Origin of the sequence: Pseudonocardia alni (genome assembly GCF_002813375.1) — a bacterium.
GTDB lineage: Bacteria > Actinomycetota > Actinomycetes > Mycobacteriales > Pseudonocardiaceae > Pseudonocardia > Pseudonocardia alni.
Genome location: NZ_PHUJ01000003.1, coordinates 1,654,397 through 1,679,845, shown reverse-complemented (window position 1 = coordinate 1,679,845; position 25,449 = coordinate 1,654,397). Strand labels below are relative to the sequence as shown.

General features: G+C 75.4%; 23 protein-coding genes. 9 read left to right on the top strand and 14 right to left on the bottom strand.

What is annotated here, in order from left to right; translation table 11 throughout:
* The first annotated feature begins 10 nt into the window (after positions 1–10).
* Both ATL51_RS08615 and ATL51_RS08610 read left to right on the top strand, forming a co-directional pair.
* A complete protein-coding gene (locus ATL51_RS08615) occupies positions 11–136 on the top strand; it encodes a 2-dehydropantoate 2-reductase N-terminal domain-containing protein (protein ID WP_100878260.1) in 126 nt (41 codons plus the stop codon).
* Positions 137–383: 247 nt separating this feature from the next.
* Entirely contained in the window at positions 384–1,688 is a 1,305-nt protein-coding gene (locus ATL51_RS08610) for an aspartate aminotransferase family protein (protein WP_100878259.1), read from the top strand.
* A 45-nt stretch (positions 1,689–1,733) separates the two neighbouring features.
* Here the strand turns inward: ATL51_RS08610 and ATL51_RS08605 are convergent, their stop codons facing one another.
* Together ATL51_RS08605 and ATL51_RS08600 are read right to left on the bottom strand one after the other, a co-directional pair.
* Positions 1,734–3,269, bottom strand: coding sequence for an acetyl-CoA acetyltransferase (locus ATL51_RS08605; protein WP_100878258.1), 1,536 nt, complete (start codon positions 3,267–3,269; stop codon positions 1,734–1,736).
* Positions 3,266–4,393: an NAD(P)H-dependent flavin oxidoreductase gene (locus tag ATL51_RS08600; protein WP_301548949.1), complete on the bottom strand. Its 1,128-nt coding sequence runs from the start codon at positions 4,391–4,393 to the stop codon at positions 3,266–3,268. Before ATL51_RS08600 ends, ATL51_RS08605 begins: the two co-directional genes overlap by 4 nt.
* A 77-nt stretch (positions 4,394–4,470) precedes the next feature.
* Between ATL51_RS08600 and ATL51_RS08595 the strand changes: the two genes are divergently transcribed.
* Positions 4,471–5,085: a TetR/AcrR family transcriptional regulator gene (locus tag ATL51_RS08595; protein ID WP_167409977.1), complete on the top strand. Its 615-nt coding sequence runs from the start codon at positions 4,471–4,473 to the stop codon at positions 5,083–5,085.
* On the opposite strand, the gene ATL51_RS08590 is transcribed toward ATL51_RS08595, so the two are convergent.
* On the bottom strand, positions 5,070–5,762 hold the full coding sequence (locus tag ATL51_RS08590; protein WP_100878256.1) for a DUF899 family protein: 693 nt from the start codon (positions 5,760–5,762) through the stop codon (positions 5,070–5,072). The two genes, ATL51_RS08595 and ATL51_RS08590, sit on opposite strands and share 16 nt — an antisense overlap.
* Positions 5,763–5,890: 128 nt before the next feature.
* On the opposite strand from ATL51_RS08590, the gene ATL51_RS08585 reads away from it, so the two are divergent.
* Positions 5,891–7,972 (top strand): glycosyltransferase family 39 protein, encoded by a 2,082-nt coding sequence (locus ATL51_RS08585; protein WP_100878255.1) that lies wholly within the window; start codon positions 5,891–5,893, stop codon positions 7,970–7,972.
* 110 nt (positions 7,973–8,082) lie between these two features.
* Here the strand turns inward: ATL51_RS08585 and ATL51_RS08580 are convergent, their stop codons facing one another.
* From ATL51_RS08580 to ATL51_RS29345, 7 genes are all read right to left on the bottom strand, one after another.
* Positions 8,083–9,387, bottom strand: coding sequence for an HNH endonuclease (locus tag ATL51_RS08580; protein WP_100878254.1), 1,305 nt, complete (start codon positions 9,385–9,387; stop codon positions 8,083–8,085).
* A gap of 267 nt (positions 9,388–9,654) precedes the next feature.
* Entirely contained in the window at positions 9,655–10,104 is a 450-nt protein-coding gene (locus tag ATL51_RS08575) for a VOC family protein (RefSeq protein WP_060711293.1), read from the bottom strand.
* A 9-nt stretch (positions 10,105–10,113) separates the two neighbouring features.
* The gene (locus ATL51_RS08570) at positions 10,114–11,319 is read right to left on the bottom strand and encodes a CoA transferase (RefSeq protein ID WP_073577239.1); all 1,206 of its coding nucleotides are present in this window, start codon (positions 11,317–11,319) and stop codon (positions 10,114–10,116) included.
* Between the two features lie 35 nt (positions 11,320–11,354).
* On the bottom strand, positions 11,355–11,564 hold the full coding sequence (locus ATL51_RS08565; protein WP_073577238.1) for a hypothetical protein: 210 nt from the start codon (positions 11,562–11,564) through the stop codon (positions 11,355–11,357).
* 221 nt (positions 11,565–11,785) lie between these two features.
* Entirely contained in the window at positions 11,786–12,016 is a 231-nt protein-coding gene (locus ATL51_RS08560; RefSeq protein ID WP_073577237.1) for a hypothetical protein, read from the bottom strand.
* On the bottom strand, positions 12,013–13,278 hold the full coding sequence (locus ATL51_RS08555) for a S8 family serine peptidase (RefSeq protein WP_073577314.1): 1,266 nt from the start codon (positions 13,276–13,278) through the stop codon (positions 12,013–12,015). The genes ATL51_RS08560 and ATL51_RS08555 overlap by 4 nt, the downstream gene beginning before the upstream one ends.
* An 88-nt stretch (positions 13,279–13,366) precedes the next feature.
* Positions 13,367–14,050, bottom strand: coding sequence for an ANTAR domain-containing protein (locus tag ATL51_RS29345; RefSeq protein ID WP_073577313.1), 684 nt, complete (start codon positions 14,048–14,050; stop codon positions 13,367–13,369).
* A 351-nt stretch (positions 14,051–14,401) separates the two neighbouring features.
* Here ATL51_RS29345 and ATL51_RS08545 point away from each other — a divergent pair, with 351 nt between their 5' ends.
* Positions 14,402–16,027, top strand: a complete 1,626-nt coding sequence (locus tag ATL51_RS08545) for a long-chain fatty acid--CoA ligase (protein WP_073577236.1) — start codon at positions 14,402–14,404, stop codon at positions 16,025–16,027.
* On the opposite strand, the gene ATL51_RS08540 is transcribed toward ATL51_RS08545, so the two are convergent.
* A complete protein-coding gene (locus tag ATL51_RS08540) occupies positions 16,012–18,174 on the bottom strand; it encodes a WD40 repeat domain-containing protein (protein WP_073577235.1) in 2,163 nt (720 codons plus the stop codon). The genes ATL51_RS08545 and ATL51_RS08540 overlap by 16 nt on opposite strands.
* 168 nt (positions 18,175–18,342) lie before the next feature.
* Here ATL51_RS08540 and ATL51_RS08535 point away from each other — a divergent pair, with 168 nt between their 5' ends.
* On the top strand, positions 18,343–18,618 hold the full coding sequence (locus ATL51_RS08535) for a hypothetical protein (RefSeq protein ID WP_062396425.1): 276 nt from the start codon (positions 18,343–18,345) through the stop codon (positions 18,616–18,618).
* Between the two features lie 67 nt (positions 18,619–18,685).
* Positions 18,686–19,315, top strand: a complete 630-nt coding sequence (locus ATL51_RS08530; RefSeq protein WP_073577234.1) for a TetR/AcrR family transcriptional regulator — start codon at positions 18,686–18,688, stop codon at positions 19,313–19,315.
* Here ATL51_RS08530 and ATL51_RS08525 read toward each other — a convergent pair.
* Positions 19,291–20,826 carry a Vgb family protein gene (locus tag ATL51_RS08525; RefSeq protein WP_139282937.1) on the bottom strand — a complete coding sequence of 512 codons (1,536 nt, stop codon included), beginning with the start codon at positions 20,824–20,826 and terminating at the stop codon, positions 19,291–19,293. The two genes, ATL51_RS08530 and ATL51_RS08525, sit on opposite strands and share 25 nt — an antisense overlap.
* A 35-nt stretch (positions 20,827–20,861) precedes the next feature.
* Positions 20,862–22,670, bottom strand: coding sequence for a flavin-containing monooxygenase (locus tag ATL51_RS08520; RefSeq protein ID WP_100878252.1), 1,809 nt, complete (start codon positions 22,668–22,670; stop codon positions 20,862–20,864).
* Positions 22,671–22,836: 166 nt separating this feature from the next.
* Here ATL51_RS08520 and ATL51_RS08515 point away from each other — a divergent pair, with 166 nt between their 5' ends.
* Positions 22,837–23,442 carry a TetR/AcrR family transcriptional regulator gene (locus ATL51_RS08515; protein ID WP_073577231.1) on the top strand — a complete coding sequence of 202 codons (606 nt, stop codon included), beginning with the start codon at positions 22,837–22,839 and terminating at the stop codon, positions 23,440–23,442.
* Positions 23,439–24,866 carry a DHA2 family efflux MFS transporter permease subunit gene (locus ATL51_RS08510; RefSeq protein WP_100878251.1) on the top strand — a complete coding sequence of 476 codons (1,428 nt, stop codon included), beginning with the start codon at positions 23,439–23,441 and terminating at the stop codon, positions 24,864–24,866. The genes ATL51_RS08515 and ATL51_RS08510 overlap by 4 nt, the downstream gene beginning before the upstream one ends.
* On the opposite strand, the gene ATL51_RS08505 is transcribed toward ATL51_RS08510, so the two are convergent.
* Positions 24,859–25,443 (bottom strand): L,D-transpeptidase, encoded by a 585-nt coding sequence (locus tag ATL51_RS08505; protein WP_301548948.1) that lies wholly within the window; start codon positions 25,441–25,443, stop codon positions 24,859–24,861. The two genes, ATL51_RS08510 and ATL51_RS08505, sit on opposite strands and share 8 nt — an antisense overlap.
* Between the last annotated feature and the right edge of the window lie 6 nt (positions 25,444–25,449).

Sequence of the window (25,449 nt, the reverse complement as noted above, 5' to 3'; positions counted from 1 at the left end):
TGCTGGCGCCGTGGCGGTGGTGGTGATCGTCGGATGCGGCGCGATGGGCTCGGTGTACGCCGGGCTGATGGCCGACACCGGGCACGAGGTGCACGCCGTCTGCCGGCGCGCCGGGCACACCGCGGCGCTGACGTAGCCCTCGCCCGGCCCGCGGACCTGGTGGTCGTCGCGACGAGGCCTACGACGTCGCCGTCCCCGGTCAAGGACACCGTCACCCGGCTGGTCCGGGCGCCTGAGCCGGCCTTGCTGCGCCCCGGCGCTCGGCCGCCCGCGCACGACCCGGCGTAGTCGTCGACGGACGGCGGCCGCGGTCGGCTCGCGGCACGGAGTTCGTATCGCGACGTTCGTATCGCGACGCCGCCGCGGCTGCCAGACTCCCGGGGATGACCGAGCACCTCATCCGCTACTCCGGCCGCGGCGGCTTCACCCCCGGCGTGATCGCCCGGGCCCAAGGGAGCGCCGTCACCACCGAGGACGGCCGTGAGCTGCTCGACTTCACCTCCGGGCAGATGAGCGCGATCCTCGGGCACTCGCACCCGGAGATCGTCGCGACCGTCCGCGACCAGGTCGGACGGCTCGACCACCTCTACAGCGGGATGCTGTCGCGGCCGGTGCTGGAGCTGTGTGAGCGGCTGTGCGCCTCGGTCGGCGGCGGCCTGGACCGGGCGATGCTGCTGACCACCGGCGCGGAGTCCAACGAGGCCGCGATCCGGATGGCCAAGCTCGTCACCGGCCGGCACGAGATCGTCTCCTTCGCCCGGTCCTGGCACGGCATGACCCAGGCCGCGGCGAACGCGACCTACGTCGCCGGCCGCGCCGGGTACGGTCCCGCCGCCCCCGGCAACTTCGCGCTGCCGGTGCCCGACCGCTACCGCCCCGACCTCGTCGACGACGCCGGGGAGCTCGACTGGCGCCGCCAGCTCGACCTCGGGTTCGCCCTGATCGACGCCCAGTCCGTCGGCAGCCTCGCCGCCTGCATCGTCGAGCCGGTCCTGTCCTCCGGCGGGGTCGTCGACCTGCCGCCGGGCTACCTGGCGGCGCTGCGCGACAAGTGCCACGAGCGCGGCATGCTGCTGATCCTCGACGAGGCCCAGACAGGTCTGTGCCGCACCGGCGACTGGTACGCCCACCAGCGCGACGGCGTGGTCCCCGACATCCTCACGCTGTCGAAGACGCTCGGGGCGGGCCTGCCGCTCGCCGCCGTCCTCACCACGGCCGCGATCGAGCAGGTCGCGCACGAGCGCGGCTTCCTGTTCTTCACCACCCACGTCAACGACCCCCTCCCGGCGGCGGTCGGGCTCACCGTGCTCGACGTGCTCACCCGCGACCGGCTCGACCTGCGCGCCCGCGAGCTGGGCACGCTGCTGCAGGACGGCCTGCGGGACCTGGCCCGCACGACCGGGATGATCGGCGACGTCCGCGGCCGCGGCCTGCTGGTGGGCCTGGAGCTGGCGGGCTCCGACACCGACGCGCTCGGGGCGGCCGTCACCGCGCGGTGCGCCGAGCTGGGGCTGCACATGAACATCGTGCAGCTGCCCGGCATGGGCGGGACGTTCCGGATCGCGCCGCCGCTGACCGCGACCGAGGCCGAGATCCGCCGCGGCGTGGACATCCTCGGCACGGCCCTGGGGGAGGTGGCTCAGCCCTCGACGGCGGCCGTGCGCCGGTCCGGCGTCGCAGCGACGTGACGGCTCGCGCTCGGCGACCTCGCGGTCACGGGGTCCGGACACCCGTCAGCGCGGCGTGACGATCGTCAGCTTCCCGTCTGGCCGGACCCGTACCGCCGCCCCGGCCGGGTCGCCGGCGAGCAGCTCCGGCAGCTCGTCGTCGCGACCGCACCCGACGAACCGCGCACCGCCGTCGTCGAGCCGGCCGACGACGACCGCGTGCCGGCTGCCGTCGCGGTCGTGGCGCACCGTCCAGGTCTCGACGGTCGCCGCGCCGTCGGCGGCGGTCGTCGTCGGGACGGTGGGAACGGCGTCGAGCCGGGCCTGGAGCGCGGCGCTGTCGTCGTCGCGCCAGGGGGCGGGGCGGGTGGAGTAGACCCCGGCGGAGTACTTGGACAGGAACCCGCCGTTCGCGCCGACCAGGCCGTACGTACCCGGGTCGGCCCGCAGGCGTCGCACGACCTCGGCGACCGCGTGCATCGAGTAGTCGTTCCCCGGCCCGCCGAAGAACGGCAGCCCACCGGTGACGGTGAGCCCGCGCGGGTCGTCGGCGGCCAGCCCGAGGGGGTCGGCGACCGAGGACACCGCGATCGGGAAGCAGGAGTACAGGTCGATCGCGGCGAGGTCGTCCACGCCGGTCCCGGCGCGGTCCAGGGCGTGCCGGACGGCGGCCTCGGCGGCCGGGTAGGCGCCCAGGTCGGGGCGGTCGAGCACGGCGTGCTCGGTGAGGTCGGCGTGGCCGTGCAGGAACACCCACCGCTGCGGGTCGATCCCCAGGTCGTGTGCGGTGCCGACCGAGGTGAGGACGACCGCGGCGCCCTGGTTGACCTGGTCGCGCGAGACGAGGAACCGCGGGTAGGGGTCGGTGATCATCCGGTTGCGGTCGTCGGTCGTGACGAGCTCGTCGGGCTCTCGGACCCGCGGTGCGGCGGCGTGCGGGTGCCCGGCGGCGACCCGGGTGAACGGCGCGAACAGCTCGCCCATCCCGTGGGCGTAGGCGTCCCGTGCGAGGCCGAGCCGGGCGCGGCGGGCGTTCTCGCACAGCGCGTAGTAGGCGGCGGGGGAGAGCACACCGTGCGCCTCGGCGGCCGGGCTGCGCAGCTCCGAGCCGTACCCGCGGTCCTCCAGCGTGCCGCCGACGTGTTCGCCGTGGTCGGGCCGCTCGGCCTCGGGACGCGACATCAAGTCCCGCACGGTCGACATCGCCTCGGCCCCGACGAGCAGCACCGCCCCGGCCTCCCCGCGGGCGATCGCGCCGGCGAACTCGCTGACGAGCCGTTGCGGGGACTGCCCGCCGACGACGTCGAGCACCGCCCGCCGCGGGTCGGCGCCGACGCGGCGGGCGACCGCACGCGGGTAGTTGTCCGCCCGGCCCAGCGGCGCGACCGCCCCGGGCACCGACATCTCGAACTGCCGCACCCCGGCGACGACGGTCAGCGCCGCCGCGACCGCGGCCGGGTCGGCGCCGGTGTCGGCGAGCGCCGCGGCCGCCGCGGCGGCACCGAGCCCGACCGGTGACAGGGCGGCGTAGCCGGGCTCGCCGATCCGCTCGGAGGCCTCCCCGACCCCGACGACGACGGGTGTCCGCGGGTCGAGGCTCATCGGACCAGCCCCGCGAGCGCGGCGATACGCTGCTCGCAGTCGCGCGCCATCTCCCGGGTGATCTCGCCCGCGCCGCGCAGCTCGGTGAACGCGCCGACGACCTGCCCGACGAAGAACGACTGCAGCTCCTGGGCGCCGGGGTTCCCGGCGTCGGCTGCGGCGTCGATGCTCGACCAGGCCTGCAGGGTCAGCAGCGGCTGCAGCGGCATCGGCAGCGGCGCCGGCGCGCCGGGTGCGGACCACGCGTCGTGGTAGGCGCTGCGCAGCTGCCGGGCGGGCTTGCCGGTCCGGGCGGGGGAGCGGACGGTGTCGCCGCTGCCCGCGGCGAGGAACTTGCGCTTCACCGACTCCGGCGCCACGTCCTCGACACTGCACAGCCACACCGAGCCGCACCACACCCCGGCCGCGCCGAGCGCGAGCGCGGCGGCCATCTGGTCGCCCGAGGCGATGCCGCCCGCGGCCAGCACCGGACGGTCCCCGGCGACATCGACGATCTCCGGGGTGAGCACCGTCGTCGCGATCGTGCCGGTGTGCCCACCGGCCTCGGTGCCCTGCGCGACGAGCACGTCGACCCCGGCCGCGAGCTGCCGCTCGGCGTGCCGGCGGGTCCCGACCAGCGCGGCGACGGCCATCCCGGCGTCGTGCGCGCGCTCCACGAGGTGCGGCGGCGCGGTACCGAGCGCGTTCGCGACGAGCGCGGGCCGGTGGGCGAACACCGCGTCGAGCTGGGCCTCGGCGCCGCGCCGGCTCATCCCCGCCGCGATCGCGTCGCGCCCGGGGTCGACCGGCACCCGCGGGATGCCGTAGCGGTCGAGCAGGTCGTCGATGAAGGCGAGGTGCTCGGCCGGGAGCTGCGCACGCAACGCGGCGACGAGGTCCTCCCGGTCGGCCCCGGTGTCGGCGGTCTTCTCCGGGACGAGCAGGTCGACCCCGTAGGGCCGCCCGTCGAGCTGCTCCTCGATCCAGGTCAGCTGCGCATCGAGCTCCTCGGCGGTGTAGGAGACCGCGGCGAGTACCCCGAACCCGCCGGCGCGGCTCACCTCGGTCACCACCGCGGGGGACCGGTTGAACCCGACGATCGGGTGCTCGACGCCCAGCAGATCGGTCAGCGCTGTCCTGATCACACCGGTGAGCGTATTACGGACGGACACCGTCCAGAAGTGGGTCGGTGGTCACAGCACCGTCTGGCAGGATCGCCGCCGTGCCCCCGCCGTCGCGCCGCAGCGGACGTCCGCGCGACCCGGACGTCGACCGTCGCGCCCTCGCCGCCGCCCGCGAGGTCTACGGCGAGCGAGGCTGGTCCGGGCTGTCGCTCGAGGAGGTGGCCCGCCGGTCCTCGATCGGGAAGGGGTCGCTGTACCTGCGCTGGCCGACCCGGGCGGCGCTGCTGGTGGCGGCGGTGCGTGACCGGGCCCGCTTCGTCGCCGACATCGACACCGGCTCGCTGCGCGAGGACCTGGTGACCTTCGCCGAGCTGTGGACGGCGTTCGCCACGAGCGACGACGGCCGGCTGGTCGAACGGCTGCTCGTCGACTCCCACCGGGTCCCGGATATCGCGGGCGCGCTCGCCGACGACGCCTACCCCGAGCACGTCCGCGGGGCGCGCACGATGGTGCGCCGCGGCATCGAGCGCGGTGAACTGCCCGCCGGGACGTCGGTGGCGCTGGTCGCGGACCTGGTCGCGGGGGCGGTGCGCAACCACGTCGCGACCACCCCCGCGCACCTCGCCGCCCGCGACGACGCCCGGGGTTACGCGGCGGCGGTCGTCGACACCGTCCTGGCCGGGGTACGGGCGCGGGCTCAGCCCTCGCCGTAGGCGGCGGCGATCTCCTGCGGCCCGGCCCACCGGCTGTAGGTGGGGCCCTGCGGCCAGCCCTCCGGCGAGTCCTGCCAGACCTCCTGGCGGCCGTAGGGCAGCACGTCGACCAGCGGGAACAGGTAGGACAGCTGCTCGGTGCCGCGGCCGTCGGTGTGCCAGGTGCGGAAGACGCGGTCGCCGTCGCGCAGGAACACGTTGACCGCGAAGCCGCCCCCGGGCGGGGCGCCGACGTCGGTGCCGAAGCTGCTGTCGGCCGTCGAGTACCAGGCCATGGTGTTGCCGACGCGACGCCGGTAGGCCAGCGCCTCGTCGATCGGGCCCTGGGTGACGACCACGAAGCGGGCGTCGAACTTCTCCAGGCCGGCGAGCCGGGTGAACTGCGAGGTGAACCCCGTGCACCCGCCGCACTGCCAGACGGCGCCGTCGTGCCACATGTGGCTGTAGACGATCAGCTGCGGGTGGCCGTCGAAGATCTCGGCGAGGCGGACGGGGCCGTTCTCGCCGCGCAGGACGTAGTCGGGCATCTCGACCATCGGCAGCCGGCGACGGGCGGCGGCGATGGCGTCCAGCTCGCGGGTGGCGGCCTTCTCCCGGACGCGCAGCGCGGCGAGCTCGCGCTCCCAGGTGGCGGTGTCGACGACGGGTGGCAGGGCGGCGGTGATCGGCTCGGTCATGTGAGGCGTGACCGGCGTCGCGCCCGGAACTCATCGCTCACAGACCGCGCACAGGGACCGGACAGCATCGCGACAGTGCCGGCGTCGACGGTGGGGTCCTGCCGCCACGACCCCTGAGGAGATCATCCGTGAGCACTGCGACCCCGGTCCGGCCGGGACGGGACCGCGCCGGCGCGCCGCCCGTCCCGGCCCCGCCCGCCGCCCCTCCCGCCGTCCCGCCGGGGCGGGTGGCCCGCCTGCTGCGTGGCCCGGCCGGTGACCCGGGCTGGGCGCGGCCGGGGCTGCTCGTCCTGCTCGCCGGGACGGCGTTGCTGTACCTGTGGGACCTGTCGGCCTCGGGCTATGCCAACGACTTCTACGCCGCCGCGGTGCAGGCCGGGACGCAGTCGTGGAAGGCATGGCTGTTCGGGTCGCTGGATTCCGGGAACGCAATCACCGTCGACAAGCCGCCCGCGGCGCTGTGGGTGATGACGGCGTCGGCGCGGCTGTTCGGGTTCTCCTCGTGGAGCCTGCTCGTGCCGCAGGCGCTGATGGGTGTGGGCGCGGTGGCCCTGCTGCACGCGACGGTGCGGCGGTGGGCCGGGCCCGCCGCGGGGCTGCTCGCGGGTGCGGTGCTGGCGCTGCCCCCGGCGGCGGTGCTGATGTTCCGGTTCGACAACCCGGACGCGCTGCTGACGCTGCTGCTGGTCGTCGCGGCCTGGGCCGGCTCGCGCGCCGTCGACGCCGCCTCGGTGCGGGCGTCCACCTGGTGGCTGGTCGCGGCCGGGTCGGCGGTCGGGTCCGCGTTCCTCACGAAGATGGGGCAGGCGCTGCTGGTCGTCCCGGCGCTCGGGCTTGTGTACCTGGTCGCCGGCTCGCCGCGGATGCGGATCCGGATCGTGCAGATGGGCGCCGCGGTGGCGGCGATGGTCGTCTCTGCGGGGTGGTTCATCGCGCTGGTGGAGCTGTGGCCCGCGTCCGACCGCCCCTACATCGGCGGGTCGACGACGAACTCGCTGCTCGAGCTCGCGCTGGGCTACAACGGCCTCGGCCGGCTGCTCGGCGGCACCGGCAACGGTGGCGGTCCCGGCGGGGGAAGCGGTGGTGGCAACACCGGCTTCGGCGGCTCGGCCGGTCCGTTGCGGCTGTTCACCGGTGAGCTCGCCTACGAGATCTCCTGGCTGCTGCCGGCCGCGCTGATCCTCCTCGTCGCCGGGCTGTGGGTCACCCGGCGGGCGCCGCGGACCGACCGGACCCGCGCGGCGCTGCTGCTGTGGGGTGGCTGGACGCTCGTCACGGCGGCCGTGTTCTCGATGATGAGCGGCACGATGCACCCGTATTACACGGTGGCGCTGGCCCCGGGGCTCGCCGGAGTGGTGGCCGTCGGCGGGGCGGCGCTGTGGCGGGATCGGGGTGCCCGGTGGGCGCGGATCGTCGCCGCGACGACGGTGCTCGTCACCGGTGGCTGGGCGGTCGCGCTGCTGGTGGTGAGCGCGGAGTCCTTCTCCTGGCTGTCACGGCCGGTCGGGGCGGTCACGGTGGTCGCGGCGGGGCTGATGCTCGGGCCCGGCCGGGGGCGAGCGGTGGTGCGGTCCGGTCTGGTCGCGGTGCTGGTGGCGGGGATGCTCGGGACCGGGGTGTACGCGGTGGCGACGGCGTCGACCGGGCACACCGGCAGCATTCCCTCGGTCGGGACGGTGTCGAGCTCGTTCGGCACCGGCACCGGCACCGGCACCGGCACCGGCGCGTCCGGTGGTCCCGGCTCGGGCCCGGCCGGCCCGGGTGAGGCCGACGGCACGGGTGGGTTCGGTGGTGCCGGGGCAACAGCCCCGGGGCAGGGCGGTGGCGTGCCCGGCTCCGGTAGCGCGACCTCGGCGGAGCTGACCTCACTGCTCGCCGCGACGCGGTCCTTGTCGGGGACGACCTGGTCGGCCGCGGTCGCCACCTCCCAGACCGCCGCGTCGCTGGAGCTGGCGAGTGGGACCGCGGTCATGTCGACCGGCGGGTGGGCCGGCAGCGACTCCGCCGTCACCCTCGCCGAGTTCCGGTCCGACGTGGAGCAGCGCCGGATCGCCTACTACGTAGCGGGCGGCCAGGGCGGTGGGCCCGGCGGCCCCGGTGGGCAGAGCGACTCGACGAGTAGCCGGATCGCGACCTGGGTCGCCGAGCACTACACGGCGACGACCGTCGGTGGTCAGACCGTCTACGACCTGTCCGCCCCGACCTCCTGACACGCTCGCCACCACCTCGCGCACCCCATCGGATCGGTGGGGTGCGCGCGGCGTTGCCGCTGGGTGCCCGGGCGCGGAGCTGTATCCACGCCCGGTCGTCGGCGTCGAGGTCATGTCGGTGCACACGGTGGTGGTGTGGGCGGCGGTGGTGCCGGACCGCAGTACCTGTGTCCGGTCGGTGTCACGGTGACCACGATGCCGTCCGGAGCGCGGAAGACCTGCCAGCCGGGTTGTTCGCGGACGTGGTTGTGGAACTCGCACACCCGGCGTCCATTGTCGAGCTCGGTGCGTCCGCCGTCGGCGTCGCGGTGGATGTGGTCGAGGTGGCGGACGGGTGCGTCGCAGTAGGGCTCGGTGCACCGGTTCTCTGCACGGGCTCTGACGAGGGTGGCGAGGAGTCCGGTGAAGGTGCGTCGCCGGGCGTCGCCGCCGATGACGATGCCCTGGTCGGTGAGCAGGCGGCGCAGGGACTTCGTCCCCTCTGGGGTGGCGAGCAGGTCGGCGGGGACGGGTCCGAGGCCGGGGATCTCGGCGGGGAGCGGGGAGGTGTGGTCGAGCAGGGCCTGGACCGGGACGGTGACCTGGACTTCCAGGTTGACGGCGGTCGCGGTGGCCTGGCCGGTGACCCGCTCGACGAGGGTGTCGGCCAGGACCTGCCCGCGGGTGCGGGTCAGCGGCTGCGGGTGGACCTGGACCTCGACGAAGGCCTTCTGCAGCGCGGCCAGGCAGGCGGCGCCCTGCTCGACCGGGACGTAGGCGGTCAGGTAGCTCATCGCGTCCGGCGCGGGTCGCAGGGTGACCCGTCGTTCGGCCTTGGCGGCGTGGACGCGGGCGCGGAAGCGCTCCGGGGTGATCTCGGCGACCAGGCGGCGGGTCATCGCGCGCAGGCGCCCGATGCCGTACCGGGTCAGGTCTCGGTTGGTGGCGAGGCGGGCGTCGATCTGCGCCCGCTGGATCGTGTCGAGGTCGCGGCACTCGACGGCGATCGCCGTGGCCTTGGCGGCGCTGAGCTGTCCGGCTTCATGGAGGCGCCGGACGTCGTCGAGCCCGGCGTGCAGGTCGCGGGCGTCGGCGACGCGGGTGCGGGCCTCGGTGGTGGAGACCCGGCAGGCCAGTTGGATCTGGGCGACGACGCTGCGGTGGATCTTGTCGACGTCGATCCGGTCGTCGACGCGGTGGCTGTCGACATGGGCCTGGGCGAAGGCGCGGATCCGGTCCGTCTGGAGGGCGGCGAGGGAAGCCCGGAGAGTCTCGATCTCCTGGATCTGGTCGATCAGCTCGGCTTCGGACAACGTGGAGGTGTCGGCGGCGAGGGCGTGGTCGAGGTGGAACCGGAGCAGGGTGAGGTCACCCGAGGGGAACCCGCCTGCGAGCACGCCGGTGGCGTGGGCGGGTGGTTCATGGGTGGCGGTCACACCGTCGACGATACTCGAACGTGTGTTCGATCACTAGTTTTCGTTCGCTATCGCGAATCCTTGAGCTGGGGTGATGTCTCCGGCACGAGAGGGAAGCACCTGCATACCGGTTCTCACCTGGACGGCGCGACCACCGCCGGCCAGGTGGCGGGGGACGGGATCATTCGACTCCCCGGGGGCGGCTGGTGGGGTGGACATCGCGCATCACCCCGTTCGTCGTCGGCCCCGACGGTGGGCCCGACCGGGCCCCACGCGAACCCCGGGGCCTCAGCCCCACTTCTCCCGCACCGAGGTGAACACCTTCTGCCCGTACGAGAACTCCACGACGTTCCCGTCCGGATCGGTCAGCGCGCAGATGTACCCCACCGGCCCCGGCATCTGCCGCGGCTCCCAGTGCAGGCACCCCGCGTCCCGGGCGCGGTCGGCGGCGGCGTCGACGTCGTCGCGGGTCGGCACCTCGATCCCCAGGTGGGCGAAGGGGCGCAGCAGCCCCAGCTCGCCACCCTGCTCGGCGTCGAACGACACCAGGACCAGCACCATCGGTGTCTCCACCTGACCGGCGTTGGACAGCCAGGCGCTCCGCCCGGCGTCGTCGGAGAAGCGTTCGACGACGGTGAGGGGTGTCATCGTCGTGTAGAAGTCGATGGCGGCGTCGAGGTCGCCGGTGGGCAGCGCGACGTGGGTCCACCGCGCCTCGGTCAGCTGTGCGTCGGTCACGGGGATTCTCTACCCGACGACGCCGCGGTCGTGCAGCCCGCCGATGGTGCGCTCGTCGAGACCGAGGACGTCGGCGAGTACCTCGTCGGTCTCCCGGCCCAGCTCGGGGGCGGCACCGGGGTCACCGTGGTCGGCGTCCCACCGGATCGGCGAGCGCGCGGTGATACCGGTGGCGCCACCGGGCAGCGCCAGATCGGCGAGCAGCGGGTGCCCTCCGGCGCGGTGCTCGGCGACGACGTGGGTCATCCCCTGGTAGCGGCCCCACAGCACGCGGGCCCGGTTCAGCTCGGACTCCACGGTCGCCGAGTCGCGCGCGGCGAACCACGGCCGCAGCACCGCCGCGATCGTCTCGCGCAGCCGGTAGCGCTCGGTCTCCGAGGTCAGATCGGCGTCGAGGGCGGGCTCCAGTGCGGCGAACACGTCACCGGTCCCGGTGACCGACACCAGCGCGTTCCACTGCGCCGGGGTCAGCGCGACGACCATCACCCGGTTCCCGTCGGAGCAGGCGAAGTCGACGCCGAAGCTGCCGTAGACGTGGTTGCCGTGCCGGGGCCGCTCGTGCCCGCGCTCGTCGGCCTCGGAGAGCCAGCCCAGGTTGGCGACGCCGGCCAGCGCCACGTCGGACAGCGCGATCTCGGAGTACACCCCGGCGCCGGTGCGGGAGCGCTGGTACACCCCGGCGAGCACGGCAGTCGCGACCGACATGCCGGTGACCAGGTCCCACGCGGGCAGTACGTGGTTGACCGGGGCCGCGCCCTCCTCGCTACCGGTGATCTGCGGGATCCCGACCTCGGCGTTGACGGTGTAGTCGACGGCGGGACGGCCGTCCGGGTAGCCCTGCACGCGCACGTGCACCAGGTCCGGTCGACGCGCGACGAGCGCGTCGTTGGCCATCCAGCGGCGGCCCACGACGTTGTCGACGAGGACACCGCGGTCCGGGCCCGGCGCCGTCGCCAGGCCCAGGACGAGCTCGCGGCCCTCGTCGGAGCGCAGGTCGATGCTGATCGAGCGCTTGCCCTTGTTCAGCGAGGCCCAGTAGTAGGAGTCGCCGGTGCCGTGCCCGGCGGCGGGCCAGCGACCGTGGTCGGGGCCGCCCCCGAGCGGGTCGATGCGGATCACCGAGGCCCCGAGCTGCGCGAGCGTCATGCCACCGGTGGGACCGGCGACGAAACTCGCGCACTCGACGACGTGCAGACCGGACAGCGGACGCGACATGGCGACCATCCTGCCCGGCGATGCGGCCGGACGGATCAGAGGTGTTCGATCAGCCGCTGACGGGCGAGGCGCTCGACCATCTCGGGGAGCGCTGCGGCGGAGACGACGTCGAGGTCGCGGCGGGAGCCGCGCACGACGTGGTCGACGAGGTCGGCGGAGAAACGGCCGGCGAACTCGGCGGTGAGCCGGTCGACGGCGCCCCGGACGGTGGGGTCGGTGACGGGTGGGTGGACGGAGGCCTGCACAGGAATGGTCGTTTCGGTCGAGGTGGTGTCCGGTACGCGGCGGGGTGCCGCGCCGCGCGGGATCGCGCGGTGCCGGTACGGGGTCGGTGGCACCGGCCGTGGCCGGGGCGCCGGGTGGGCGCCTCCCGGGGACGGTCCGGGCGGTTCGTCGCGGCCGGCGTGTCACCGGGCGCGATCGACTGGCATCACCGTATCGGACATACGGGCTGCGCGTCGACCGATTACGCGGGTCCCGGCTGATCGCGGTCGAGGTGGACCTCGCGGTCCGGCTCGACCGCGGCGACCCCGGTGACCGTCCGCAGGGCGTCCGGGTCGCCGCACGTCCCGACGACCACCCCGACCCCCGTGAGCACCTTCTCCACCTGCAGCCCGGCGGCCGCGCAGGCCCGCGCGACGTCGTCGGCGACGTGCCCGTCGGCCACCGACACCAGCAGCCTCCCGGTCGTGCTCATCGGCCCGGGGCCCGGACGAGGCCCGCGCCGACGTCGCCCGAGGGCAGCGGCAGCCGCTGGGCGGCCTGCGTGAGCTGGGTCCACAGGTCGCGCCCGCGGGCGCCGGTGCGCTGCGACCACAGCGCCGCGATCCCGGAGACGTGCGGGGTGGCCATCGAGGTGCCCGAGATCGTGTTGGTGCGCTGGGGCATCGGCCACGACGAGTAGACGTCCACACCGGGGCCGGCGATGTCGATCTGCCCGCCCTCGACCGCGGAGCTCGCCGCGGAGAAGTCGGCGATGGCCAGCGCGGCGTCGACCGCGGCGACCGCCATGATCGACGGGCTGTTCGCCGGGACGCCGACGAAGCCGACGTTCCCGGTCGAGCGCTCGGCGTTGTTGCCGGCCGCGGCGACGATCAGGGTGCCCGCGTCGAGCGCGCGCCGCCCGGCGTTCTCGTAGGCGGCGGAGACCTCGTCGAGGTCCGCGCCCAGCGACATCGAGACGACCTGCGCGCCGGAGGAGATCGCCCACTCGATGCCCTCGAGGATGCCGGCGTCGGTGCCGGATCCGTCGTCACCGAGCACCTTGCCGACCAGGATCCTCGCCTCGTGGGCGATGCCGTAGCGGCGTCCCGAACCGGGGGCGAGCGGCCCGCACGAGGTGCCGATGCAGTGCGTGCCGTGCCCCTGCACGTCGGCGACCTCCTGGCCGTCGACGAACGAGCGCGACTCGATCTGCCGCCCGGCGAAGTCGGGGTGGCCGAGGTCGAGGCCGGTGTCGAGGACGGCGACGGTGATCCCGGCGCCGGTCTCGGCGGCGACGTCCGCGCCGGTGGCCTGCAGTCCCCAGGTGACCTGGTCGTTGTCGGCGAACCGGGCCGCGGCGGGCGCGTCGGCGGTCTCCGACGCGGCGGCGCGCTCGGCCAGGAAGCCCGCCGCGTCGGCGAACCCGCGCAGGTAGTCGGCGCTCAGCCCGGGCCGGGACAGGGCGCGCAGCACGCGTTCGGGCTCCACCGACAGCACCCGGCGGTCGGCCCGCACAGTGCGCAGCCGGGCCGGGTCCAGCTCGGCGACGGCGACGCCGAGCCGGGCGAACAGCGTCGGGTGGACCCCCGGGGTGTCGTCGCGGCTGCTGGTCACCTCGGACAGGCCGGTCAGCTCCGCCACCGCCGAGCGGGCCGTGTCGTGGTCGGCCAGCAGCTCGTCGCTGAGCACCAGCAGGTACCGGCCGGTCAGCGTGCCTGCGGTCCGGCCCGGGACGGCCGCGTGCGGGTCCACCATGTCGCCTCCGTCGATCGACTCGTGACCATCCATCGTGCCCCAGTGATCGCGCTCCGGCACGGTCTGCGGGCGAACGGGTGGTGACGGCTCAGTGCCGCTGCCCGACCGTGTCCGCCAGCAGCGCCTCGGCGACCACGTGCAGCTTCCGGTTCGTCTCGTGCGAGAGCCGGCGCAGCAGGGTGAACGCCTCGTCGGCGGAGCAGCCGCGCTGGGCCATGAGGGCCCCCTTCGCCTGCTCGATGCTGACGTGCCGGGAGAAGCGGGCCCGCAGGTGACTGTTCTCGGTGTCCAGGGCGCGGGCCAGCGCCGCGGCGGCGAGGTCGCTGCCCTCGGCGCCGGGGCTGATCAACCCGGTGACGTCCTCGATGTGGTGCAACACCCCGATGACCCGCCCGTCCGGGGCGACCAGCGGGGAGTTCACCGTGACCCACACCCGTTCGACGAAGCCGGGCGTGCCCGTCGCCGCGGGCACGTCGTGACGCTGCACCGGCAGGTGGTCGCGCAGCCCGAGGCGCAGCACCCGCGACAGCGACGCCGTCAGCCTCGCGACGCCGTCGGCGCCGGGCCGGTGCGGGTTGTCCGGCAGCGCGGCCGTCAGCGGCCTGCCGACCAGCTCGCCGGGCGCGCGCAGGGTCGCCGCACAGAAGGCCGCGTTCGCCCCCACGACCGTGAACTCCCGGTCGACGACCAGGTACGGGGAGCGCGTGGCACGGAACGCGGGATCGTCGCAGCAGGCGCGCAGGATCTGCGCGTCCGAGGACCCGGAAAACATCTCGACCTCCGCCGCGCCGGAACGCGACGGTTCGGCGGGTGCCGCGGCGAGCGGCACCGGAGACCTGGCCCGGCGCGTCCGGCAGATGATGTCTGCGGAAACGGTTCCCGGGGCGGACCCCGGGATGCCGGGCCGGTTGCTTGACCCTGCGTGCTCGCGTCCGGAACCTGACGGTTCGCGGACGTCGGGAAGAACGTTAGGACAGTGCGTCACGCCTGCTGACAGCGGGTGTCCGATTACTCCGGACGCCGCGTTCGCGACCCCCGGATGCAGTGACCGGATAGTCCAATCCATATCCGGAGTTACGGTAGGGTCGCGTCGACCCCACCCCGGAAGCCCCCAGGAGCAACGATGCTCGGTCTGATGCAGGACCGTCCCCTGACGCTGCCGCACGTCTTCCACCGTGCCGAGCAGTACTTCGGACACAAGGAGATCGTCACCGCCACCCCGGCGGGGACGGTCCGCACCACCACGGTCGCCGAGTGGGCCGTACGCACCCGCCGGCTGGCCACCGTGCTCGACACCCTCGGCGTCTCCGCCGACGGCCGGGTCGGGACGTTCTGCTGGAACACCGACCGGCACCTGGAGCTATACCTGGCGGTGCCGTGCACCGGCCGGGTCCTGCACACGCTCAACCTGCGGTTGTTCCCCGACCAGCTCGTCTACGTGGCCGACCACGCCGAGGACGAGGTCGTGTTCGTCGAGCGCTCCCTGCTCGGCCTGTTCTGGCCGCACGTGGACCGGATGACCACGGTGCGCCACGTCGTCGTCATCGACGACGGCGCGCCGACCGAGATCCCCGACGACCCGCGCATCCGGCTCTACGAGGAGCTCCTGGCCGCGGCCGAGCCGTTCGCGGGCCGGTTCGTCGTCTCCGACGAGAACACCGCCGCCGCCATGTGCTACACCTCCGGCACCACCGGCAACCCCAAGGGCGTCGTCTACTCGCACCGCTCGACGCTGCTGCACTCGCTCGCGACCCTGTTCGCCGACGGCGTCGGGCTCTGCGAGCGCGACGTGGTCCTGCCGGTCGTCCCGATGTTCCACGCCAACGCCTGGGGCCTGCCCTACGGCTGCCTGCTCGCCGGCACCTCGCTGGTGCTGCCCGGGCCCGGCATGACCCCGGACGCGGTCCTGACGCTGATCCAGGACCACCGCGTCACCGTCGCCGCGGGCGTCCCGACGATCTGGATGGGCCTGCTGCCCAAGCTCGGCGAGTACGACTGCTCGTCGCTGCGGATCCTGCTCTGCGGCGGCTCGGCGGTGCCGAAGTCGATGTCGGAGGGCTTCCGCACCGCGATCGGCCTGCCGGTCCTGCAGGGATGGGGGATGACCGAGACCTCGCCGGTGGCGACCCTGGGCGTGCTGCGCTCCCAGCACGACGACCTGTCCGACGACGACAAGGCCACCGTGCGCGCCCTGCAGGGCCCCCCGGTCCCGCTCGTCGACCTGCGCATCGCCGACCCCGAGACCGGTGCCGAGCAGCCCTGGGACGGCACCACCAGCGGTGAGGTACAGGTGGCGGGCCCGTGGATCGCCTCGGAGTACTACCGCGGCGAGGGCGGCGGCACGCAGTTCACCTCCGACGGCTGGCTGCGCACCGGCGACGTCGCCGTCGTCGACGGCTCGGGCTACGTCAAGCTCGTCGACCGCACCAAGGACCTGGTCAAGTCCGGTGGTGAGTGGATCAGCTCGGTGGAGCTGGAGAACGAGATCATGGCGCACCCGAAGGTCGCCGAGGCCGCGGTCATCGCGATCCCGCACGAGCGCTGGGTGGAGCGCCCGATGGCCTGCGTCGTGGTGAAGGACGGCGAGACCCTCACCGCCGACGAGCTCCTCGCCTTCCTGACCGACCGGGTCGCCAAGTGGTGGCTCCCCGATGCCGTCGAGTTCATCGACGAGGTGCCCAAGACGAGCGTCGGCAAGTTCTCCAAGAAGACCCTGCGGGAGAAGTTCGAGGGCTACTCGCTGAGCTGAGCGGCCGCCTCGCGGTCCGTGGTCCCGGTGCGTGGCGCCGGGACCACCGCCGCGCCGCCCTGCTCGGGGATGACACCGTCCGGGACGGCCGCGGCGGCCCCGGCGAGCAGGTCGAGGCAGTGCACCTCGCCGCACCCGTCCCCGACGACCACCGTCCCGCCCCCCACCGCGACCGCGGTCAGCGGCGCGTCCAGCGGCACCCGGCCGAGCGCCGTCGCCGAGGTCAGGTCCCACAGCACCGCCGTGCCGTCCGAGCCCGCGGTCACCGCGCGGCACCGGCCCGCACCGGCGGCCGCGGTCAGGTGCGCCGCGTCGGCGCGCACCGTCGTCACCGCGGCCGACCCGGCCCGCCAGACGTGCACCCGGCCGTCGGCGTCGCAGACCACGCCGTGGCAGCCGTCGTCGTCGACGGCGACGGCGGTGACCAGCCCGGCCGGCAGCGCCACCGTGACCACCTCCGCCGCGGCGGGCCGCCAGCAGGCCAGCAGGCCGTCCGCGGCGAGCAGCACCGTCGCCCCGCCGGGGGTCGGCGCGGCCACCCGCGGTGCCGACGGCAGCCGGGTGGTGCGGAAGGCCCGCCCGCTGCGCGCGTCGCGCACGGCGACCGTGCCGTCCGTCTCACCGGTCACCACCAGCGCGCCCCGCCCGGCCAGCACACGGCCGGGCAGCGACACCGCGCCGGCCCGCACCCCGGTCGTCGCGTAGCGCTCCTCGACGGTCGCGGTCCCGGTGACGGCGAACAGCCTCGTCCCGGACGGGTCGAACCACAGCGGGCCCGCACCGGCCGGGACGCTCCAGCGACGCGCGCCGGTGGCCGGATCGTGCGCGAGCAGCCCGTCGGAGCGGCGACCGGCCGAGACGACCAGGCCCGTGCTCGCGGCGACCGCACCGACCGCGGGGGAGACCCCGGTGTGCCCGCCGGCACCCGGCCGGGCCCGTGCCGGATCCCAGACCAGGACGCGGCCGTGGTCGTCCCCGGTCGCGACGACGGTGCCCGCGGCGTCGGCGGTGACCGCCCGCACCGCGGCGCCGTGCCCGGCGAGCTCGGCGACCGGGCCGGGGCCGGTGGTCGGGACGAGCTGCACGGTCCCGTCCACCCGCCCGACGACGACCCGGCCCGCACCGGCGCACGCGGCCGCGGTGACCGCGACCCCGTCGCCGGGGACGTCGAGCCGCACCGCGTCCTGCGGCACCCCGTCGACCAGCGCGAACACGTGCAGCGCACCGTCGGCGGTGGCCGCGAGCAGCTGCCCCGCCGCCGGCACCACCACGGCGACCACGGCGGGCCCGCCCTCCAGCAGTCCCAGCGGGGCCCCGGTCGCCGGGTCCCAGGACCGCAGCGTGCCGTCCACCCCGCCGGACACGACGGTGCCCTGGCCGGTCGCGGTCAGCGCGGTCACCGGGCCGGCGTGGCCGCGGGCGACCGAGACGGCCGCGCCGCTGGTCACGTCCCACACCCGCACCGCGCCGTCGGCGCCGCCCGCGACCACCCGGGTCGGGGCGGTCCCGGTCACCGCGAGCGCGGTCACCGGGCCGGGCCGCCCGGCCAGGGTCGTCACCTCGGCGCCGCGGGCCGGGCCGTCGGTGGCCAGCACCCGCACCACGGGGTCGTCACCGGCGAGGGCGACCAGGCCGCCGTCGGGGGACAGGGCGACCGTCCGGGCGTGGACCGCGGAGGCCGGGGGCCGCGGACCGCCGGGCCCGGCGAGCGGGTCCGGGACCGCGTGTCCGGTCCCGGCGTCCCAGGCACCGCTCTCACCGGAGGCGTCGAGCGACAGCAGCAGGCCGTCCGGTCCGGCGAGCAGCGCGACGACCGCGTCGCCGTGACCCTCCAGGACCCGGCTCAGCGCGGCCGACGGCGGCCGGGTGCGCCAGCGGGTGGTCAGCGCGGGGACGCCCTGGGCGGTGAGCCGGGCCCGGGCTGCCCCGGCCAGCGCGGCCTCCCCGGCCAGGACGGCCCCGGCGAGCAGGTGTTGGGCGACCGGCGCGGTGCCGGAGCGGCGCAGGTGGTGCGCCTCGAGGTCCAGGACGCGGCGCAGCGCCTCGGGCGTCACCCCGTCCGGCGCGACGCCCGGGTGCTCCCCGTGTGGCGGTTCGCCGGCGGCGATGCGCCGTTCCAGCCCGTCCCAGAACGTCTCGACGGCCATGCGTGTGAGCCCTCCCCGGGGTCGCGTTCGGTTACCTGTCGTGGCCCCGCGCCCCATCGTTAACGTGGGAGGGGGTGTCGCCACCCGAACCGGCGGTGACCGGCGGCGAGCCCTCGGCGACCGGCGCGCGGCCCGTGGGTGTCGGGAGCAGGGGCTACCGTCCGTCCCGTGCCCGCCACCACTCGTGCCGTCCTCTCGCTCGCCGAGATCGCGGTGTTCGCGCCGCTGGTCATCGCGCGTCGCACCGCCCGGATGCTCACCTCGGGCTTCCCGCCCCCGGCGCGTGAGGTCCGCGAGTTCCACCGGATGTGGGCCGAGAAGGTCGACGGGTTCTCCCGGGCCGCGGTCGTCCTGGTCACCTCGAAGCCGGGGCCGGAGACCCTCGGGCGGGCGCTGGAGCCGATCCGCACCCGGGTGCGGGCCAACGCCCGCCGTCTAGGCTGACCGCCCGGCGAGCACTCGGGGGTGCGGTGTGACGGAGGGGACGGCGGTCCGGCGCGGACGGCGGCCGATGAGCGACCGTCGCCGCACCCTGCAGCGCCTGGAGATCTCCCGGGCCGCGATCCGGCTGTTCCGCGAGCACGGCGTCGCCGCGACCGGCGGGGAGCAGATCGCCGAGGCGGTCGGGCTGTCGGCGCGCACGTTCTGGCGCTGGTTCCGCACGAAGGAGAGCTGCGTCGAGCCGGTGCTGAGCCTGGCCACCGACGCGTTCACCGCGAGCCTGACCCGCTGGCCCGCGGGCGTCGGGCTGACCGAGCATCTCGCCGGGGACTACGCCGAGCACCCCGACGCGGGCCCGGACGACTTCGACCTCGTGCTCGCGGTGATCCGGATGAGCCGCGACGAGCCCGCGCTGCGCGCGATCTGGCTCGTCGTGCAGGAGCGGGCGGAACCGGTGCTCGCCGGGATCCTCGCCGGCCGGTTCGGCCGCGCTGCGGGCGACGTCGCCGTGCGGGTGCAGGCCGCGGCGCTCAACGGGGCGCTGCGGGTCGCGACCGAGGACATCGCCGCCGCCACCGCCGGCGGGCGCCGCCCGCCGGCCACGCAGCTGCGCGAGCGCCTCTCGGCGGCCGTCGACGCCGCGACCCACGGCGTCGACGGCGAGCGGGCGGCCGGTCAGGGACCGACCCGCAGCACGTAGCCCGCGCCGTTGACCGCGACGAGCACGGAGCCGTCGTCGGCCGCGGCGATCCCGGCGAACGGGGTGGGCCGGGTGGCCGCGCCGCTGCGGCAGTCCGCGGGAACGTGCGGCGGCCGCACGTCGAAGGGCAGCCCCGACGCCGCGACGGTGACCGTCCGGCCGGCCGGGTCGATGCGCAGCAGCCGCCCCGCGGCGGCCTCCGCGCACCACAGCACGTCCCCGGCCACGGCGATCCCCTCCGGCCGGTGCAGACCCGCGGCGAGCACGGTGGCGTCGCCGTCGCGGGTGAGCCGCACGACCTGCCCGCCGCCGGTCAGCGTGGCGTAGGCGGCCCCGGTGCCGTCGACGGCCACGTCCACCGGCCCGTCGAGACCCGTGGCGAGCACGGTGGCGGTGCCGTCGTCGGCGAGGTGCAGGACCCGCCCGGCGCCGGTCTCGGCGACCAGCAGCCCGTCCCGGCAGGAGGCGACGCCGGTCGCCCCGGCCAGCCCGTCGGCCAGCGGGGTCCAGGAGCCGGGATGCCCGCGCCACACCCCGGTCCCGGTGGTCACGACCGTGTCACCGCGGTGCCGGGCGAGTCCGCGGACCCCGCCGCGGACCTCGGTGACGACGTCGCCGAGCACGGTGACGGCTCCGTCGGCCACCCGGGCCAGGGAGAAGTGGTCGGCGACGAGCGCACCCGCACCGTCGGCGGCCACGCCCCAGGGGCCGCACAGGCCCGCCGGCAGCGCCGTGGTCACCGTGCCGTCGACGCCGGCCCGGACCAGCCCGCCGTGGAAGGCGCCGGTCACCCAGGCCGCGCCGTCGGCGGTGAACACGACGTTGTCCGCGCCGCCGACGCCGGTGTCGAGGGTGGTGGTGATCCGCCCGTCGTCGGCGGTCCACAGGGCGCCGCGGTCGCCGTTGGACAGGATGCGCAGCCGTCCCGCGGGGTCGAAGCGCACGGCCACCGGCCGGTCCAGCCCGGTCAGCAGCCGTTCGGGGGTGCCGCCGTCGGGGTCGACCCGCCACACCTCGCCGGAGAGCAGGTGCGGGTAGTACAGGAGCTCGTCCGGGCCGACCTCCATCGCGTTGCCGAGCGCGAGCCCGGTCGCGAGCACCCGCGGCGGCCCGCCGGCCGGGTCGATCTCCAGCAGCCGGCCGTCCGGGCACAGCTCGTTGACGAACAGCCGCCCGCGGTGCCAGGCGATCCCGTCCGGGGCGGTGATCCCGTCGGCGACGACGGCCGTCGCCCCGTCGGGGGCCCGGCGCCACACCAGCCCGGCGGGCAGGTCGACCACGAACAGCTCGCCGTCGGCGCCGAACACGAGGTCGTCGGGTGCGGTGAGCGGCCCGTCCGGCCCGAGCACCGTCTCGAGCCCGCCGGTCGCCGGGTCGAACGCGGACACGGTCCCGCCGAGGAACTGCGCGATCCACAGCCGGCCGTCCGGGCCGGCCACGATCCCGTTGGACGCCCACAGCGGGTTCGGCGGGCACAGCGGCGCGGCGCGCAGCCCGGGTGCGGTCCGCACGGGTCCCCGGTCCGGCCCCGCGACCGGGCGCACGCTCACGCGTCCCCGCCGGGGAACACATCGTCCATCCCACCGGCGCGCCAGTCGCGCAGGATCTCGTGGAACTCGACCGGGCCGCCGCCGAACTGCTCGCTGCGCGTCCGCGGGCGGCCCTCGAAGTTGTAGTAGCCGGGCGTGCACCCGGCGAGGAAGGCGTGCTGGTCACGGGCCCGCTCGCGGATCGTCGCGACCCAGGCCGCCTCCGCCGCCGCGGTCGGCTCCACGACCCGCGCCCCGCGCCGCGCGGCCTCGGCGCAGACCGCCGCGATGTGCCCGGCCTGCTCGTCGAGCACGTGCGCGAAGTTCACCGACGCCGAGTTCTGCCCGGCGCCCACGTGGAACAGGTTGGGGAAGCCGCGGCTGACCCAGCCGTGCAGGGTGGACAGCCCGTCCGCCCAGTGCTCGGCGAGGGTGACGCCGTCGCGGCCGCGGATGTCGGCCCCGGCCCGGGTGGCGGGGTCCGCGCCGAGCTCGAACCCGGTGGCGAACACGATCGCGTCCACCGGGTACTCGACGCCGTCGACCACCAGGCCGTCGCGGGTGATCCGCTCGACGCCCTGCCCGGCCGTGTCGAGCAGGGTCACGTCCGGCCGGTTGAAGGTCTGCAGGTAGGTGTCGCTGAAGGTGGGCCGCTTGCACAGCTGGCGGTACCAGGGCTTGAGCGCCGCGGCCGTCGCCGGGTCGGTGACGATCTCGTCGACCCGGGCCCGGATCTCGTCCATCTTCTCGGCGTCGGCGATCTCCAGCGCCTCGGCCGGATCCTCGGTGCCCCGGGTCCGGGCGAGCCGCTGCGCGCCCCGGATCGGGGCGGTGTCGGTCCACCTGTCCGCGACGCCGTCGGGGCCGGAGGAGCCGTGCGGCGCCGGGCGCATGTCCATCAGGTGCAGGAAGTCCTCGCGACGGCGGCGCTGCCAGCCCGGGGTCAGTGCCCGCCACCAGGCCTCGTCGTAGGGGGCGTCGTCGCGGGTGTCGACCGACGACGGCGTCCGCTGCACGACGTAGAGGTGCCGCGCGGCCCCGGCCAGGTGCGGGACGCACTGGATCGCCGTCGCCCCGGTGCCGACCACCGCGAGGGTGCGGTCCCCGATCCGGTCGAGCGGGCCGCCCCGCTCGTCGCCGCCGGTCCAGCCGTAGTCCCACCGGCTGGTGTGGAAGGTGTGCCCGGCGAAGTCGGCGATGCCGGGGATCCCGGGCAGCTTGGGCCGGTTGAACGGCCCGGAGGAGATCACGACGAACCGGGCGGTGACCGCGTCGCCGCGGTCGGTGCCGACCTGCCAGGCCCGCGCGTCGTCGTCCCAGACCAGGGTGGTGACCTCGGTGTGGAACAGGGCGTCGCGGTAGAGATCGAAGCGCTCGCCGATGGCGCGGGCGTGCGCCCGGATCTCCCCGCCCGGTGGGTAGCGGCGGCTCGGCATCCCGCCGATCTCCTCCAGCAGCGGCAGGTAGATCGAACTCTCGATGTCGCAGGCGATACCGGGGTAGCGGTTCCAGTACCAGGTCCCGCCGAGGTCCCCGGCGACGTCGACGATCCGGATCCGCTCGTGGCCGGCCTGCCGCAGCCGGGCCGCGGCGACCAGCCCGCCGAAGCCGCCGCCGACGACCAGCACGTCCACCTCGTCGCGGACCGGGTCGCGGTCGGCGGGCCCGGACCACGGGTCGTCGGCGTAGAAGCCGAACTCGCCGGTCGAGGCCCGGTACTGGGCGGTGCCGTCGGGGCGCAGCCTGCGGTCGCGCTCGGCGCGGTAGCGCTCCCGCAGCCGGTCCAGGTCGGCCGCGGTGGGGTCGGTGGTCCCGGTCGTCGTCACGCTCGTGGCTCCCTCGACGTTGCATGATCACGTGCTCGACCAGCGTGGCACAAACTGCCAAATAGGCACTGTGAGACGAGCGTCTCGTGGCCGGTACCGGCCGATCTCCTTACTGTCGGGCAGTGACATGAAGACACTCGACGACACCAGACGCGGGCGTGCGCCGATGAGCGACCGCCGGCGCGAGCTGCAGCGCCTCGAGATCTCCCGTGCGGCTGTGGCGCTGTTCCGGGAGCACGGCGTGCACGCCACCAGCGGCGAGCGGATCGCGGAGGAGGTCGGGCTGTCCGGCCGGACATTGTGGCGCTGGTTCCGCACCAAGGAGAGCTGCGTGGAGCCGCTCCTCGCACGCAGCATCGACGCCGTCGTCGCGACGTTGCGGCGCTGGCCGGCGGGGGTGGGCCTCGACGAGCACCTGCTCGCCGAGTACCGCCCGCCCCAGGACCCGGTCGACGCCGCCGACGCCGACGCCGCGATGGCCGTCATCGCGCTGTCGCGCACCGAGCCCGGTCTGCGGGCGGTGTGGCTGGCGGTGCACGAGCGGGCCGAGCCGGTGCTCGCCGAGGTGATCGCGGCCCGCGCCGGCCGCGAGCCCGGCGACCTGGACGTCCGGGTGCACGCCGCCGCCGTCGCCGCCGCCCTGCGGATCAGCGGCGAGGACCTCGCCGTCGAGCTCGCCGCGGGCGTCCGGTGCACCGACCCCGTCGACCGACTCGGCCGCGCCCTGCGCGCGGCCACCACGACCCTTCCCCGGGCAGGAGATCCCGCGTGACCACCACCCCGTCCCGTACCGAACCGGTAGCGGCCGACCGGACCGGAGCGTTGATCGCCGTCCTCGTCGGCGCCGCGTTCGTGATGATCCTCAACGAGACCGTGCTGAGCGTCGCGCTGCGTGACCTGAGCGTCGACCTCGGTGTTCCCGCCACCACCACCCAGTGGCTGACCAGCGGCTTCCTGCTGACGATGGCCGTGGTTATCCCCACCACCGGCTACCTGCTCGACCGCTTCACCCCGCGGCAGGTCTTCCTCACCTCGCTCGGGTTGTTCACCGCGGGGACCGCGATCGCCGGGTTCGCGCCCGGGTTCGCGGTGCTGCTCATCGGCCGCATCGTGCAGGCCGGCGGCACGGCGATGATGATCCCGCTGCTGATGACCACGATCCTGCGTCTGGTGCCGGCCGAGCGGCGTGGCGCGACGATGGGCACGATCACGATCGTCATCGCGGTCGCGCCCGCGGTCGGCCCGACGATCGGCGGCGCGATCCTGTCCGGTCTGGGCTGGCGCTGGATGTTCTGGCTGGTCCTGCCGCTGGCCGCGCTCGCCATGGCGGCCGGCGCCCGGTGGCTGCGCATCGACGGCGGCGGCCGCCCGGTCCCGCTCGACGTGGTGTCGGTGCTGCTGTCCGCCGTCGGGTTCGGCGGCCTGGTCTACGGGTTGTCCTCGCTGGGCGGCCACGGCGGCGGGGGGCTCCCGCCGTGGGTGCCGGTCGTCGTCGGGCTGGTCGCGCTGGCGGTGTTCGTGCTGCGCCAGCTGCGGCTGATGCGCTCCGACCGCGCGTTGCTGGACCTGCGCCCGTTCCGGCGCCGACAGTTCGTCGTGGCGCTGGTGCTCACCGCGCTGGTGCTGCTGTCGCTGATCGGCGTCGCCGCGGTGCTGCTGCCGCTCTACCTGCAGACCGTGCTCGGGACGAGCACGCTGGTCTCCGGGCTCGTGGTGCTGCCCGGTGGGCTGCTGCTCGGACTGCTCGGCCGCCCGGTCGGCGCGCTGTTCGACCGCGTCGGCGCCCGCCCGCTGGTGATCCCCGGCGCGGTGCTGATGGCGACCGGTCTGCTGCTGTTCTCCACCCTCGGCCCGGGCACCCCGCTCGGCGTGGTCGTCGGCTTCCACCTGGTCCTGATGGGCGGGCTCGCGCTGATGATGACGCCGCTGATGACCGAGGCGCTCGGCTCGTTGCCCGACGAGCTGTACTCCCACGGCAGCGCGATCCTGTCCACGCTGCAGCAGGTCGCGGGCGCGCTGGGGACGGCGCTGTTCGTCACCGTCGCCGCGCTGGGCTCGGCGAGCGCCGCCGGGGCCTCCCCGGACGCCGACGGGCTGCACGCCGCGTTCGCCGTCGCCGGCGGGGTCGGGGTGCTGGCCGTCCTGCTGTCGCTGCTCGTCCGCCGCCGCACCGTGGCGGAGGCCCCGGTCAGCTGAGGGCGGCGCGGTGCTCGCGCTCGGTGGCGGCGCTGAGCACCTGCACCTTGTCCCCGACCCGGAGCCCGGCGAAGAACTCCTCCGCCGGCTCCGGGTCGAGTTTCACACACCCTGCCGACGCCCGGTCCCGGTCGCCGCCGTGGAACGCGACCCCGCCGTCGGCGAAGAACACCGACCACGGCATCGGGGCGGGCTCCCCGTCGGGTGTCTCGAACTCGCCGCTGCGGTGGTCGGCGGCCTTGCGGTACACCCGGAACGAGTGCCCGACCGGCGTCTCCTGGCCCGCCCCGCCGGAGGCGACCGGGACCGGGCCGTAGGACACGGCGCCGTCGGTGACCAGCCAGGCACGCTGTGAATCCAGGTCGACACACGCCCGCGCCGACACCGAGCACGGCGTGCCCGGCACCTGCGCCTCGGCGTGCGCCTGCCGCGCGACCTGGCTGTTCTCACCCTCGGTGGCACCCGAGGAGGTCTCCGAGGCGGCGGTCGCGCCGGCGACCCCGGCGCCCGCGACCCCGGCCAGGACGACCAGTCCCGCCACCATGCCCGCCGCCCGCCGGCTGATCGGATCCGTCACCGGCGC

Bases quoted from the DNA above. Each gene is read 5' to 3' on its own strand.
- ATL51_RS08530 (WP_073577234.1), top strand. From the start codon at position 18,686: ATGAGCGACCGTCGCCGCACCCTGCAGCGCCTGGAGATCTCCCGGGCC.
- ATL51_RS08515 (WP_073577231.1), top strand. From the start codon at position 22,837: ATGAGCGACCGCCGGCGCGAGCTGCAGCGCCTCGAGATCTCCCGTGCG.
- ATL51_RS29345 (WP_073577313.1), bottom strand. From the start codon at position 14,050: ATGTTTTCCGGGTCCTCGGACGCGCAGATCCTGCGCGCCTGCTGCGAC.
- ATL51_RS08605 (WP_100878258.1), bottom strand. From the start codon at position 3,269: ATGAGCCTCGACCCGCGGACACCCGTCGTCGTCGGGGTCGGGGAGGCC.
- ATL51_RS08570 (WP_073577239.1), bottom strand. From the start codon at position 11,319: ATGTCGCGTCCGCTGTCCGGTCTGCACGTCGTCGAGTGCGCGAGTTTC.
- ATL51_RS08560 (WP_073577237.1), bottom strand. From the start codon at position 12,016: ATGAGCACGACCGGGAGGCTGCTGGTGTCGGTGGCCGACGGGCACGTC.
- ATL51_RS08545 (WP_073577236.1), top strand. From the start codon at position 14,402: ATGCTCGGTCTGATGCAGGACCGTCCCCTGACGCTGCCGCACGTCTTC.
- ATL51_RS08540 (WP_073577235.1), bottom strand. From the start codon at position 18,174: ATGGCCGTCGAGACGTTCTGGGACGGGCTGGAACGGCGCATCGCCGCC.
- ATL51_RS08610 (WP_100878259.1), top strand. From the start codon at position 384: ATGACCGAGCACCTCATCCGCTACTCCGGCCGCGGCGGCTTCACCCCC.
- ATL51_RS08555 (WP_073577314.1), bottom strand. From the start codon at position 13,278: ATGGTGGACCCGCACGCGGCCGTCCCGGGCCGGACCGCAGGCACGCTG.
- ATL51_RS08590 (WP_100878256.1), bottom strand. From the start codon at position 5,762: ATGACCGAGCCGATCACCGCCGCCCTGCCACCCGTCGTCGACACCGCC.